This is a genomic window from Streptomyces sp. NPDC111520 (genome assembly GCF_055635295.1).
Map to the genome: position 1 here is coordinate 1 of NZ_JBVKBW010000007.1, position 12,295 is coordinate 12,295.

Here is a 12,295-nt window from a genome sequence, read left to right on the forward strand (position 1 = left end):
TCCGAGGAGATCAAGACCTTCCTCGCCGAGGCCACCGGCGGCGAGGAGCTCGCCGCCGCCCGCGAGCACCTCGCCAAGGCCGCCGTCGACCTGGAAGCCATCGTCGGCAAGATGCTCACCGACCTCGCCGCCACCGAGCAGGACGTCAAGAACATCTACAAGGTCGGCCTCAACACCACCCGCCTGCTGCTCGCCTCCGGCGACGTCGTCGTCGGCTACCTCCTGCTCAAGGGCGCCGCCGTCGCCGCCGCCAAGCTCGCCGCCGGCGCCGGCGCCAAGGACACCGCCTTCTACACCGGCAAGATCGCCGCGGCCAGGCACTTCGCCGCCGAGATCCTGCCCCAGGTCTCCGTCGCGCGGTCCGTCGCCGACGGCGTCAGCCTCGACATCATGGACCTGCCCGAAGAGTCCTTCTGACCCGGTCGTGTCAGTGCGCTGCTCTACGGTGCGCGGTATGAGGCACTGGATACACCAACCGCTCCCGCACCACGAGGAGATCAACGTCGTCTACTTCAGGGGCATGACCCTGGACGCGCTCACGAGGGGACTCCTCGCGGCACGGCGGGTGCCGCTCGCGTACGGCAAGGGCGCCGCGTGGGGGGTGGTGCTGCACTACATGTACGGCTGGAACCACGGCGACGACGACCTCACCGACTACGCGTCGCTGTGCCGGGACGGCGGGGAGCTCGTCGTCTTCACGACGGAACCGTGCCTCGCCAAGGCATTCGGCCCCGACTTCTCGTACCACCGCGAAGGACGCCTGGTGACCTCCTTCAGCTTCGAGTCGCCGGATGACCGGTTCGGCGACGAGCCGGACCTGCTGCTCCCGGCCCTCACCTCGGCGAGACCGGCAGGTCCGGACGCGGACTCCGACACCGGTGACGACGAGGAACGCATCGTGCAGGCGATCGCGGGCTTCCTCGATCTGCCCGAACTCGACATCCCCTGACGCCCCGCGCGCCGTCGCTGCTGCCGAGCGGCTGACGGCCGGTGCGCACACGGTCGGCCCGGGGTCGTGCGCTTCAGCGGAGCCGGGGGCCGTCCGTCCCGCCGAGCCGGCGGAGCGCCTCCAGCGGGTAGGGGGTCTGCCGGCTCCGGCGCTGGAACGTGCGGTTGAAGTCGGACACCACGGCGGTGACCGGCGCGTGCCGGGAGATGATCGCCGCGGCCTCCTCCGGGATGCCGGTGGGGCGCTTGCCGTCCGCGTAGGCGCGCACCAGCTCGTAGCGACCGTCCCGGTCCTCCCTGCTGAATCCCTGCAGGGCGGTGACCAGCCAGTTCACGAGGTAGGTGACGGTGTAGCAGCGGTCGTAGGCCCGGTTCCGGTCGAAGAAGCCGGCCTCGGCCGGTGACAGTTCGAAGGCGGAGGAGATCGCGAGGCCGTAGTCCGCGAAGTAGAGGCGGCGGCCGTCGGTCAGGATGTTCTCGAAGTGGGCGTCGAAGTGCAGGAGTCCGCGGCTGTTCATGAACGAGACGCCCGCTTCCAGTTCCCGCTCCACCATCGCGCAGGCCCGGTCCATGGCCTCGTCGCCCGCTTCGAGCCGGGTGCCCAGCCACTGGTGCAGGTTCTGCGGGATGTACTCCAGGAACAGCGCGACGCTCGCCGAGGACCGCTGGAGAGCCTCGATGCGGCGCCGCACCTGCGGGCTGCCGTCCCAGTAGGCGACGGCTCGGTCCACGTCGGCCAGTTCCTCCGGCAGCGGCGCGGAGTCGGGCAGCACCCGCCAGTGGTACAGCAGGGGGAAGCCCTCGTACTCCGCCGCGAGCACCCAGTTCGTCGTCATGGTGTGCACGGCGAGCTCTCTCCAGGCACCGAAGCCCGGTCCGCCGACGTCGCCGACGCCGTAGTGGCAGCAGTCGGGCATCCCGAACAGGTTCGCCGTGGAGCGCACGTTCTCGGGGAGCGTGTCCAGGTCGGTGAGGGGCACCCGCTTCACGAAGACCGGGGTTCCGGCGACCTCCATCCGGGCCGACGTGCCGCCGATGCCGGACCCGATCGGCACGGCCGCTTCCATCAGGGCGTGCAGGGTGCGATCGCTGCACATCGCCAGGGCCGTGGAGACGGCGCTGTGGACGGTGGTGCGCGCCCCGTGCGACATGTCGGGGTGCTGCGGTGCGGCGTCCATCGGCTGCCGACCTCGATTCTGCACTGGCTGCGCGGTCCCGCCGCGCGGCCTCGTACGGCTCCGCGGTGCGGGACGCCGGATCCGGGCGTCCCTCCCCACCGCACTGTAGGTGAGGATCGACGACGGGACCGGAGGAACCCGATCTCCTCGTCGATCCGGCGGGGCGGCCCTACAACTTCAGCCGTGCCGCGACCGGGAGGTGATCGCTGCCGGTCCCCGGCAGGGTCCACGAGGAGGTCGCGCGGACGCCCCGCACCATGATCTGGTCGATGCGCACCACCGGGAACGAGGACGGCCAGGTGAAGCCGAAGCCGCGGCCGGCCGTGGTCTGGGCGGAGCGCATGCGTGAGGTGACGGGAGCGAGCGACCGGTCGTCCGTGCTGCCGTTGAAGTCGCCGAGCAGGACGACCCGGTGCACGGGATCCGCCGCGACGGCCCGGCCGACCGCGTCGGCGCCCATGTCGCGCTGGTAGGTGGTGAAGCCCGACCGCGGGGTGACGCGGACCGACCAGAGGTGCACCACGTACACCGCGAGCGCGCCGTGCGGGGTGTCGACCACGGTGCGCAGGGTCCGGTCGGTGCCGTAGACGTCGAGCGGCTTCGCCTCCCTGATCGGGTACGTGCTCCACAGCCCCACGCTTCCCTGGACCGCGTGGTACCGGTACGTGCCGGCGAGCTTCGCCGTGTACACGCGTGCCGCGTCGTCGGTCATCTCCTCCAGCGCGAGGACGTCGGCGCCCGACGCGGCCAGCTTCCGGGCGGTGCCCGCGGGGTCCGGGTTGACGTCGCCGACGTTGTGGGCCGCGACCATCAGGTTCCCGCCGTCCGTCCCCTTGTCGAGGAGGAGGCCGCCGAACATGCCCACCCACACGACGGCGGGCAGCACGGCGGCGACCAGTGCCGTCGCGGACCGCCGGACCAGGGCGAGGACCAGGACGAGTGGGACGGCCAGGCCCAGCCACGGGAGCAGCGTCTCCAGGAGGCTGCCGAGGTGGCGGCCGAACGCCCGGTGCCCGTTCGGGACGGCTGAGTGCAGCAGCATCAGCAGCGCGACGGCCACGGCGAGGGCCGCGGTCAGGGCACCTCGGCGCCACCGGTTCGGCCTCCCGCCGCGCGGACGCGGGTGCGTGGTGCCGGTGCCACGCACCCGTGACGAGAACGGTCGTGTCGCAGTTGCTTCGCCCGTCACCGGGTCCAAGGTGCCGTGGTGAGTCATCGAGTCGCCCTGCCGTCCGCTCGTTCCCGCGCCGACTCACGGCCCGGGGTGGCGCGTTCGCCATCCGACGCCGCCCTGGGGCGTGCCCGGGGCCGGGGGGCCCGTGCACGTCCACACCGTGCGCCTGTCGGTCGAGCCTGGGCGGGCCGTGTGATGCCTGCGAGCCCGCTCTGTCACGGGACGGCAACAGCGGGGCTTCGCAGGGGACGGGACGACCCGCGCTCACGCAGGCCCGGTCGGTCAGGCGGCCGGGGCGGAGGCGTCGACGGCGGATTCGGCGGCGGGTTCGGCGGCACCGGCGCGCTCACCCGGCTTCGGCGCCTTCCCCGCCCCCGGCTTGAGGAAGAGGGCGAGGAGGACGCCGAAGGCCAGGGTGGGCGCGATCCATAGGTATCCGGCGGCCGTGGCGTGGGCGAAGGCGTCCAGTGCGGTGTCGCGCAGGGCGGCGGGCAGGTGGCCGATGGTGTCGGGGCGGGCGGCGGCGAAGCCGCGGTCGGCCGGCAGGTCACGGGTGCGGTCGGCGAAGCCGGTGTTGAGGAGGGTGCCGAAGACGGCGACGCCGAAGGCCGCGCCGATGGAGCGGGCGAAGGTGACCACGGCGCTGGCGGCACCGAGATCGGCGGCGGGCACGCTGTTCTGGACGGTGGTCAGCACCACCATCGGCACCATGCCGATGCCGACACCGGTGATCAGGAAGTAGCCGCTCAGCACGAGGGTGCCGGTGGCCGCCCCGATCGTGCCCAGCAGGAGCAGCCCGGCGAGGTTGGCGAGCAGGCCCGCCAGGAGGATCACCCGCAACCGCCCGGCGTGCGCGGCCCAGCGGCCGGCCAGGGACTGGCTGACGACCAGGCCGGCGACCAGGGGCAGCATGTGGACGCCGGAGAGGGTGGCCGAGACCCCGTGGACGATCTGGAGGTAGGTCGGCAGGTAGACGAGCACCGCGAACATCGCGGCGTTGGCGAGGAACCCGATCAGCGAGGAGAACACCACGGTCCGTGAGGCGAACACGGCCGGCGGCAGGACCGGGGCGGCGGCGCGGCGCTCGACCGGCACCAGCAGCACGGCCATGACGACGGTGGCGACGATCAGGCCGACGATGGCCGGCGAGCCCCAGCCCCAGCGCTCGCCGAAGGACGTGACCAGGACCAGGCCGGTGGCGATGGCGGCGAGGAGGGTGGCGCCGGGGTAGTCGACGCGGACCCGGGCGCCCCTGGTGGCCGTGGGCAGCGCCCGTGCGGCGATGGCCAGGGCGACGACACCCACGGGCAGGTTGACGAGGAAGGCCCACCGCCAGGACAGGTGGTCGGTGAAGACGCCGCCCAGCAGGGGGCCGACGATGCTGGCGACGCCGTAGACCGAACCGAACATGCCCTGGTAGCGGCCGCGTTCGCTCGGCGCCACGATGTCACCGACCAGGGCGAAGGTCAGCACGATCATGCCGCCGCCGCCCACGCCCTGCAGCACGCGGGCACCGATCAGCTCGGCCAGGTTCTGCGCCAGGCCGCAGAGCGCCGAGGCGACCAGGAAGATCGCGGCCGAGACGAGGTAGAGCCGCCGGCGGCCGAACATGTCGCCGAGCTTGCCCCACAGCGGTGTCGCCGCCGTCGACGCGAGCAGGTACGCGGCGCTGACCCAGGCGATGTCGTCGAACCCGTTCAGGTCCCGCGCCATCCGGGGCAGCGCGGTCGAGACGATCGTCTGGTCGAGGGCCGCGAGGAGGACCGCCAGGATCAGCGCGCTCATCGCGGCCGCGACGCCACCTGGCGCGGGTGACGGGGACGTGGGTGCCTTCGGCATCGGGACCTGCCTCTCGGGAAGTGGTGCACGGGGCGGCGGGCCGTCCACCGTCCGCGCCGGCCGGCCGGACCGCACGGCCCTGGCATCGCCGGAACTTTATCTGCCACAGAACTGTAGCACTTAACGAGATGACCGCCGCATTGCAGCGGCAATAGTTGTCACAGGTTCCACATCTCGGCGCTGGGCTCCCTGCGGTGAGAGCCGACGCAGCACGCAACCTGGAAACCGTCCTGACCGCCGGAGCACGCATGCCCGCCGCCGATCCCGGCGCGAGCATCGCGGCCGTCGCCGCCGAGGCGGGGGTGGACCGGAGCACCGTCCACCAGCGCTTCTCGTCCCGGGACGAGCTCCTCGCGGCCGTCCACGAGGCCCGCCTCACGGCCGTCGAGCACGCCATCGAGGACGCCCGACGGCCGTAAGGCGCCCGTGGCCGTGGCCTTGCACCGCTACGTCGAGAACGTCATCGCCGTCAACCGCACCTGGCCCGTCGACCTCGCCCGCAGGCTCGCCGACGACGACGTCCACGCGCGGCGCGAGGCGTCCGTCCGCAAGGTGGACGCCTTCCTCGAACGCGAAACCGGCGAATGACTGCTGCGTCCCGGTCTCGCGGAAGGATGGGCGAGTGCGCTGCTCCCCCAGCTCATGCACCTGGTGGCGCGGCAACTGCCCGAGCTGAGTCCCGCGCGGGCCGCGGACGTCGTCGTCGGCACCCTGCTGCACAGCCTGAGCGTCCTGAGGCCCCCGAGGCCCGGACGGGCCCCGGCAGACCCCGGCAGACCCCGGCTCAGCCGGGTACCCCCATGTGCTGCGTGCCGACCACCGACAGCAGCCGCAGCGCCTCCTCGGCGGGAGAACCGGGGTCGGCCGTGTAGATCACGACGCGCTGGTCCCGGTCGGTGATGTCGAGGACATCGCAGTTCACGGTGACGGGGCCGACCAGCGGGTGGTCGAGGGTCTTGCGCAGGGTGGGCTCGGCGCTCACGTCGTGGGCGGCCCACAAGCGGGCGAACTCCACGCTGCCGGCGAGGAGGTCGTCCACCAGGGCGGCCACCTCCGGGTCGCCGGGGTAGCGCGCGGCCGTGATCCGCAGGTGGCGGGCCGCGGCGTGCGCGAACGCCTGCGCTTCGGACGGGTCGTACAGCAGCCGGTCCCGCGAGCGCGGTGCGAGGAAGGCCCGGCGTACGAGGTTGCGCTCGTGCCGGGACAGGACGGAGAAGTCCTCCAGGAGGGCGGCCGCCAGGTCGTTCCAGGCGATCACCTCGTACGTCGCGGAGAGCACGATCGCCGCGGCGTGCGGCAGCCGCCGCAGGAGGTCGAGGATGCTCTGCCGCACCTCACGCGAAGGCCCGGCCGGCGGACCGGGCGGGGCACCGGCGAGGTGGTGCAGGTGGTCGCGTTCGGCGTCGGACAGGCGCAGGGCCCGCGCCAGACCGGCGAGCACCTCGCGCGACGGGCGCGGACCGCGGGCCTGCTCCAGCCGCGTGTAGTACTCGGTCGAGATGAACGCCAGCTGCGCCACCTCCTCGCGGCGCAGCCCGGGGGTACGACGGCGCGGCCCGGCGGGCAGACCCACGTCGGCAGGGGTGATCTGCTCACGCCTGCCGCGCAGGAAGCCGGCCAGCTCGCGTCTGTCCATGCCATCCAGTGTGCAGGGGGCGGCGGAGCCCATCCAGGTACCGGTGGTGTCTGGATCCGCTCCGCTGCCGGACGCAGGCTCGGTGCCATGGACAACGCACAGACCGATCGGTCCCCCCTTTCCGCCCCCACCCCCACCCCCGGCCCTGACACCATGGGCCTGCTGGCCGGCAAGGTGGCCCTCGTCACCGGTGCCGGCCGCGGCATCGGCGCCGCCGCGGCCCGGCTGTTCGCCCGGGAGGGCGCCCGGGTGCTGCTCGCCGCCCGTACGGAGGACCAGCTGCGGGCGGTGACCGAGCAGGTCCGGGCGGCCGGCGGCACCGCGGAGTACGTGGTGTGCGACCTCGGTGACGCGGCCGGTGTCCGGGCCGCCGTCGACGGCGCGGTCGACCGGTACGGCCGGCTCGACGTCGCCTTCAACAACGCGGCCACCAGCGTGCCGCCGGCCCCCATGGACCAGGTGCCCGAGACGGACTTCGACCTCGTCTACACCGTGAACCTCAAGGGTCCGTGGCTGGCCATGTCCGCCGAGGTCGCCGCCATCCGGGCCACCGCCGGCACGGGCGCGATCGTCAACAACTCGTCCGTGGGCAGTCTCAGGGGCAACCCCGCGCTGTCCCCCTACGCGGCGATGAAGCGGGCGGTCAACAGCCTCACCGAGTCGGCCGCGATCACGTACGGCCCGGAGGGCATCCGCGTCAACGCCCTCGCGCCCGGCACCACGCTGACCGAGATGATCCGTGCCTGGGACGAGCGCTCGCCCGGCACCGTCGACCGGCTCAACGAACGCACCCCCCTGCGCCGCGCCGCCGATCCCGACGAGATCGCCCAGGCCGCGGCCTGGCTCCTGAGCGACCGCGCCTCCTACGTGACGGGGACGGTGCTCCCGGTCGACGGCGGTCTGCGGGCGTGATCCGGGCGCGCGCCCCACGCCCGGGGGCATGACCGCGGTGGCGGACCGTCGTGGTCGCGGAGCCTGACGCCGTGGCGCCTCAGACCCCGGAGCGGAGGCCGTCGTCGGGCAGGTGCACGGGCTGGGCCGGCACGTGGCCGCCGCGTTCGAGCAGCGGAGCGGCGGGGGTGCGGTCGATCGACAGGCCGAGGAATTCGGGGCGGCTGTAGTGGCCACGGGCGTCCATCAGGCGCTTGCGCCGGTCGATCATCGTCAGGTCCAGGTCCGCGATCACCTCGCCCTCCCCCGAGGTGAGCGGCTCGCCGATGAGGCTGCCCTCGGGGTCGACGACGGCGGTGAAGAACCCCTGGGAGAACACCGCGGCCGGGGCACCGGTGTCCGCCGCGAGCTGCGCCCGCTGGTCGGCGTCGAGCCAGGCGGTGGCGTTGACGACGAAGGCGGCCGCCTCCAGGGCGTGCTGACGGATGGCCACCTCCATCTGCGGCGCGAACAGCGGGCCGCCGAACGCGCCGGGGAACATGGAAGCGTGGATCTGCTCGCCGTCGGCGATCAGGGCGTAGCGGGCGAGCGGCTGGTAGTGCTCCCAGCAGGCCAGCTGCCCGACGCGGCCGACGGCGCTGTCCACGGCACGCAGCCCGGAGCCGTCGCCCTGGCCCCAGACCATGCGCTCGTGGTAGGTGGGCGTGATCTTGCGGCGGCGCTGGATCAGCGTGCCGTCGGCGTCGAACAGCAGCTGCGTGTTGTAGAGGGAGCCGCCGTCGCGCTCGTTGACGCCGATCGAGACGACCATGCCGGCGTCGCGGGCCGCCGCACCGATCGCATCGGTGTCGGCGGAGGGCACGGTCACCGCCTCCTCCACCAGCCGCAGGTGCTCCCCGGCCATGGCGTAGGCCGGCTGCACGAAGGAGAAGTACGGGTAGTACGGGACGACGGTCTCCGGGAAGACGGCGAACCGGACGCCCCTCCGTCCCAGCTCGTGGATCTTCTCCACCACCTTCCCGACCGTGCCCGCACGGCTGTAAAGGACGGGGCTGATCTGGACGGCGGCTGCCCTCACGGTGGTCATGGTGCGGCTCCTTCTCGCATGCGGCTCAGTGCTCTCCGGGCGGCCCCGCGGGCCGCCCCTCGAGTTACGAGCATATGCTCCTATTCGTGTCGCGGCAACGGCCGCAGCGGCGAGCAGGGGGCGGGTCCGTGCCACGCGGGCCCGCGGCCACCCCCTGCTCACACGCTTCAGTCCTCGGAAACCCAGCAGTCCTCGGCACCGATGCCGGTGAGGTCGCACAGGGCCACACCCGCCTCGCCCCCGGAGGGACGCTGCAACAGGACTTCGGCCGCCGCACGCGTCCCCACGTCGAAACACGTGGGGTTCCGCTCCACCAGCACGCCCAGGTCGCGGACCGCCCGGAGGACACGCCGTCCTGCCGGGCCGCTCCGACTGCGAAACCGCCCACGGCAAGGGTGACGGCCCCTGCGGCACCCAGCGCGATGAACGAACGTCTCATCGCGCGGAATGCCATCCACCCAGGTCGCGGGTCGCTCGGAGATGACCACGCCCTCGGGACACGGCCCCCGACCGGCCGTGTCAGGCCTCCGGGACCGTGGCCGGCGTCGTCACGACGGCCTCCCCGCGCGGCGGCGCCGGCGGATGGGCGCGGACGAAGCCGCGGGCCGCCGCGAGTTCCTCGCGCGTGGCGGCCTCGATCGCGTCCAGGTAGGCGTAGGCGTCCTCGCCGATCGGCACGCGCACGAGTGCCGGCCGAGCCGCGACCAACCGCAGGACGTGGGTGGCGAACGCCTCGGGACGGCCGAGCTCAGGACTGCCCGCCATGGCCCGCAAGCCCTCCCGCACCTCTCCCGTGCTCTCCCGGTACGCGGGAATGCGGTCGGCGGACTCGGTCACGGCCGAGCCGTAGTGGGTGGCGAACTGACCGGGCTCGACCGCGTGCACCCTGATCCCGAAGGGTGCCACCTCCGCCGCGAGGGCCTGCGTCATCCCCTCCAGCGCGTACTTGCCCGCCACGTACGCGGACAGCCCCGGGAGCCCCATCCGCCCGGCCAGGGAGGAGACGTTGACGATGTGGCCGGAGCCCTCGGCGCGCATCAACGGGAGGACGAGACGGCTCAGCCGCCACGGCGCGACCGTCAACAGATCGAGCTGGGCGCGCAGTTCCCCGTCGGACACCTCCTCGACCGCGCCGAACAGCCCCGCCCCGGCGTTGTTCACCAGCACGTCCACCCCGCCGAAGCGGTCGACCGCGTGCGTCACCGCCGCCTCGCACTGCCCGGGGTCGCACACGTCCAGCGCCACCGCCGACACCCGGTCCGGGTACGCGGCCACCAACTCCCGGAGGGAGGCCGGCTTGCGCGCGGTGGCGATCACCAGATCACCGGCCTCCGCCACCGCTCCCGCCAGCGCCCGCCCCAACCCCGACGAACACCCCGTCACAAGCCAACGCCGCGTCATGCGTCCCCCCGATGCCGGTCACCCGCGACGGTCCGTACCGCCGAGAGCGACCATGACAGCCGCGACCGCCCACCAGAAGGAGCGTGCGGAGGCACAGCGGGAGCACGCGCAGGCGCACCGGACGTTCCCCCGGACCCACGGAACGGACGTTCCGGGGAGCCGTGCCCTAGCCGGGCCGTCCCCGGTGAATGGTCTCGACTGCGAACACCGGATCCAGGGGTTCGACGAGCGTTCTGGCCGCGATGTCCCCGAGGCCCACGGGTACGCCACCCTGCTGCAGTCCGCTCACGTATGCGAGGGCCTGGGCAGGTGACAGCACGGGCAGCCTCTGCCGCAGGGTGCGCACGGCATGGATGCGTCCTCGCGCGGCAGCGACTTCGCCTATCTCGTCGTGCAGGTCGTCCACCGCGGTACGGGTCGGCAGCCCGCGGATGCGGGCGCGGTAGTCGGCCTCCCAACGACCTTCCCTTGCGGAGACGACTCCGATCCGGTGCAATCCTCCGTCGACGCGGTCGACCAGGTAGGGCCCGTTCCCGACCAGCGCGGACCGCGTGTTCCCGGTGCGTAGGTACTCCTCGGACTGCCAGCCGACGATCCAGACCAGTTCGTGTTCCCTGACACCCGAAACAGCCGTGCGCACCGCGCGCGGATCGATCGCCGCACACTCCTGGTCCTGCCGTGCCAGCTCTGCCTCGACGATCCGGACCGCGGACTCCCGTTCGATCACCCGCACATCCTCGCGCGCCCGCTCGAACCGGGCCAGCGGATTACGTCACCGTCAGCGGGCGGACCGCCCGGCGCCTAGGCCTCCCCCGGGCCCTTCCCCGGACGGGGGTCCTGGGGGCGGATCGAGTGCTCGCGTTCGGACGCGAGGCGGCGGATGCGCTTCGTACGGCCCGCGGACGCGAGGCGGGTGAGGACCGCGGGCTCGGGCGAGGACGTGGCGAGGCCCAGCTGGAGCCAGTCCGACCACGAGTCCTGGACCGCTTCGTCGACGAGCAGGGCGGTCACCGACGCGCCCTGCAGGAGGCCGAGTTCGCGGGCGCGCCGGTCCGCGTAGGCCCGTTCACGGTCGGTGCCGAGCCGGGCGGTCCAGGCCGGGCGGTCGGAGGGCGGGAGGCCGCCGAGGACGTGCAGGACGATGCCGAGGGCCACGCTCGGGTCGGGTTCGACGGCCACGGCGTCGTACAGGTCGGGCAGACACGCCGGGTCGTCGAAGGCCCGCCGGTACAGCGCCCATCGTTCGTGCTCGTCGTGAAGGACGCCCGAGAGGTCGCCGGGGGCGGCGCCGAGGCGATGGGCCAGGGCCGCGGTGACCCGCTCCAGGCTCCCGGACACTCAGTCCTTCCCCGGACGGGGGCTGTGGCGGCGGCCGAGGGATGAGGCGGCCACCGAGTTGTGCACGGTGAAGGCGATGGTGCCGGGCAGGTAGCGGTCCTCGGACCACTCCACCGGGGCCCCCTCGGGGTCGGTGGTGCGGCGCCGCTCGCGCAGCAGGACCTGGCCGGGCGGGCAGTCCAGGAGGCGGACGTCGTCGGCGTCGGCCCAGGCGAGGTCGATGGTGTGGTCGGCATCGGTGAACAGGACGCCGTGGGCGACCAGGGCCTCGGTGTGGGAGACGGTGTCGGCCGGCAGTTCGGCCACCAGGGCGCCGATCCGGGCCGGGTAGAGGGAGCGTTCGACCATCACCGGCTCCCCGGACAGCGTCCGCAGCCGCAGGACGAGGAAGACCTCGGCGCCCTCCTCCAGGCCGAGCTGGCCCGCCTCGGAGGGTTCGGCGGGGCGTCGCACCACGCTGTCCACGCGGCCGCCCGGGGTCTCCCCGATGGAGCGGGCCCAGTTGGTGAAGCTCAGCAGTTCCGAGAAGCTCTGCGCCCGCGGGCCGCCGAGCACCGTGCGCCGGGTGCCGCGGCGCGAGGTGACCAGGCCGTCCGAGCGCAGTACGGCCAGCGCGTGCCGGACCGTGCCGCGCGAGACGCCGTAGCGCTCGGCGAGGGTTCCCTCGGGGGGCAGTTTGGTGCCGGCGGCGTACTCGCCCGCGATGATCGCCTCGCGGAGTCCGGCCGCGACCTTGCGGTAGCGCAGCTCGCTGTCCGGGGTGCCCTGCTCCTGCCGCACCGTGGTCTCCTGCGCTGCTCGTG

General features: G+C 73.3%; 12 protein-coding genes and 1 pseudogene. 4 read left to right on the forward strand and 9 right to left on the reverse strand.

Annotated elements, in window-relative coordinates:
• Both ACZ7MY_RS17580 and ACZ7MY_RS17585 read left to right on the forward strand, forming a co-directional pair.
• The coding region (locus ACZ7MY_RS17580) for an acyl-CoA dehydrogenase C-terminal domain-containing protein (RefSeq protein WP_499602769.1) at positions 1-417 on the forward strand (417 nt) is incomplete at its 5' end.
• Between the two features lie 37 nt (positions 418-454).
• Positions 455-949 (forward strand): DUF6461 domain-containing protein, encoded by a 495-nt coding sequence (locus ACZ7MY_RS17585; protein ID WP_499602771.1) that lies wholly within the window; start codon positions 455-457, stop codon positions 947-949.
• Between the two features lie 73 nt (positions 950-1,022).
• Here ACZ7MY_RS17585 and ACZ7MY_RS17590 read toward each other — a convergent pair whose 3' ends face one another.
• The 3 genes from ACZ7MY_RS17590 to ACZ7MY_RS17600 form a co-directional block, all read right to left on the reverse strand.
• A complete protein-coding gene (locus tag ACZ7MY_RS17590; RefSeq protein WP_499602773.1) occupies positions 1,023-2,126 on the reverse strand; it encodes a protein kinase family protein in 1,104 nt (367 codons plus the stop codon).
• A 169-nt stretch (positions 2,127-2,295) separates the two neighbouring features.
• Entirely contained in the window at positions 2,296-3,342 is a 1,047-nt protein-coding gene (locus ACZ7MY_RS17595; RefSeq protein WP_499602774.1) for an endonuclease/exonuclease/phosphatase family protein, read from the reverse strand.
• A gap of 240 nt (positions 3,343-3,582) precedes the next feature.
• Entirely contained in the window at positions 3,583-5,085 is a 1,503-nt protein-coding gene (locus ACZ7MY_RS17600) for an MDR family MFS transporter (RefSeq protein ID WP_499602775.1), read from the reverse strand.
• A 302-nt stretch (positions 5,086-5,387) separates the two neighbouring features.
• Here ACZ7MY_RS17600 and ACZ7MY_RS17605 point away from each other — a divergent pair.
• Positions 5,388-5,865: pseudogene (locus ACZ7MY_RS17605) on the forward strand (TetR family transcriptional regulator); the annotation flags it as partial.
• Positions 5,866-5,923: 58 nt separating this feature from the next.
• Here ACZ7MY_RS17605 and ACZ7MY_RS17610 read toward each other — a convergent pair.
• On the reverse strand, positions 5,924-6,775 hold the full coding sequence (locus ACZ7MY_RS17610; protein WP_499602776.1) for a helix-turn-helix transcriptional regulator: 852 nt from the start codon (positions 6,773-6,775) through the stop codon (positions 5,924-5,926).
• A gap of 153 nt (positions 6,776-6,928) precedes the next feature.
• Here ACZ7MY_RS17610 and ACZ7MY_RS17615 point away from each other — a divergent pair, with 153 nt between their 5' ends.
• Positions 6,929-7,687, forward strand: coding sequence for an SDR family NAD(P)-dependent oxidoreductase (locus ACZ7MY_RS17615; RefSeq protein WP_499603281.1), 759 nt, complete (start codon positions 6,929-6,931; stop codon positions 7,685-7,687).
• A 79-nt stretch (positions 7,688-7,766) separates the two neighbouring features.
• Here the strand turns inward: ACZ7MY_RS17615 and ACZ7MY_RS17620 are convergent, their stop codons facing one another.
• The 5 genes from ACZ7MY_RS17620 to ACZ7MY_RS17640 all read right to left on the reverse strand — a co-directional run bounded on the left by ACZ7MY_RS17620 (position 7,767) and on the right by ACZ7MY_RS17640 (position 12,272).
• The gene (locus ACZ7MY_RS17620; protein ID WP_499602777.1) at positions 7,767-8,753 is read right to left on the reverse strand and encodes a nitrilase-related carbon-nitrogen hydrolase; all 987 of its coding nucleotides are present in this window, start codon (positions 8,751-8,753) and stop codon (positions 7,767-7,769) included.
• 519 nt (positions 8,754-9,272) lie between these two features.
• Entirely contained in the window at positions 9,273-10,154 is an 882-nt protein-coding gene (locus ACZ7MY_RS17625; protein ID WP_499602778.1) for an SDR family oxidoreductase, read from the reverse strand.
• Positions 10,155-10,320: 166 nt separating this feature from the next.
• Entirely contained in the window at positions 10,321-10,881 is a 561-nt protein-coding gene (locus ACZ7MY_RS17630) for a YrhB domain-containing protein (RefSeq protein WP_499602780.1), read from the reverse strand.
• A gap of 74 nt (positions 10,882-10,955) precedes the next feature.
• Complete coding sequence (locus tag ACZ7MY_RS17635; protein WP_499602782.1) at positions 10,956-11,492, reverse strand: hypothetical protein; 537 nt, start codon at positions 11,490-11,492, stop codon at positions 10,956-10,958.
• Positions 11,493-12,272, reverse strand: coding sequence for a GntR family transcriptional regulator (locus ACZ7MY_RS17640; protein ID WP_499602783.1), 780 nt, complete (start codon positions 12,270-12,272; stop codon positions 11,493-11,495).
• Between the last annotated feature and the right edge of the window lie 23 nt (positions 12,273-12,295).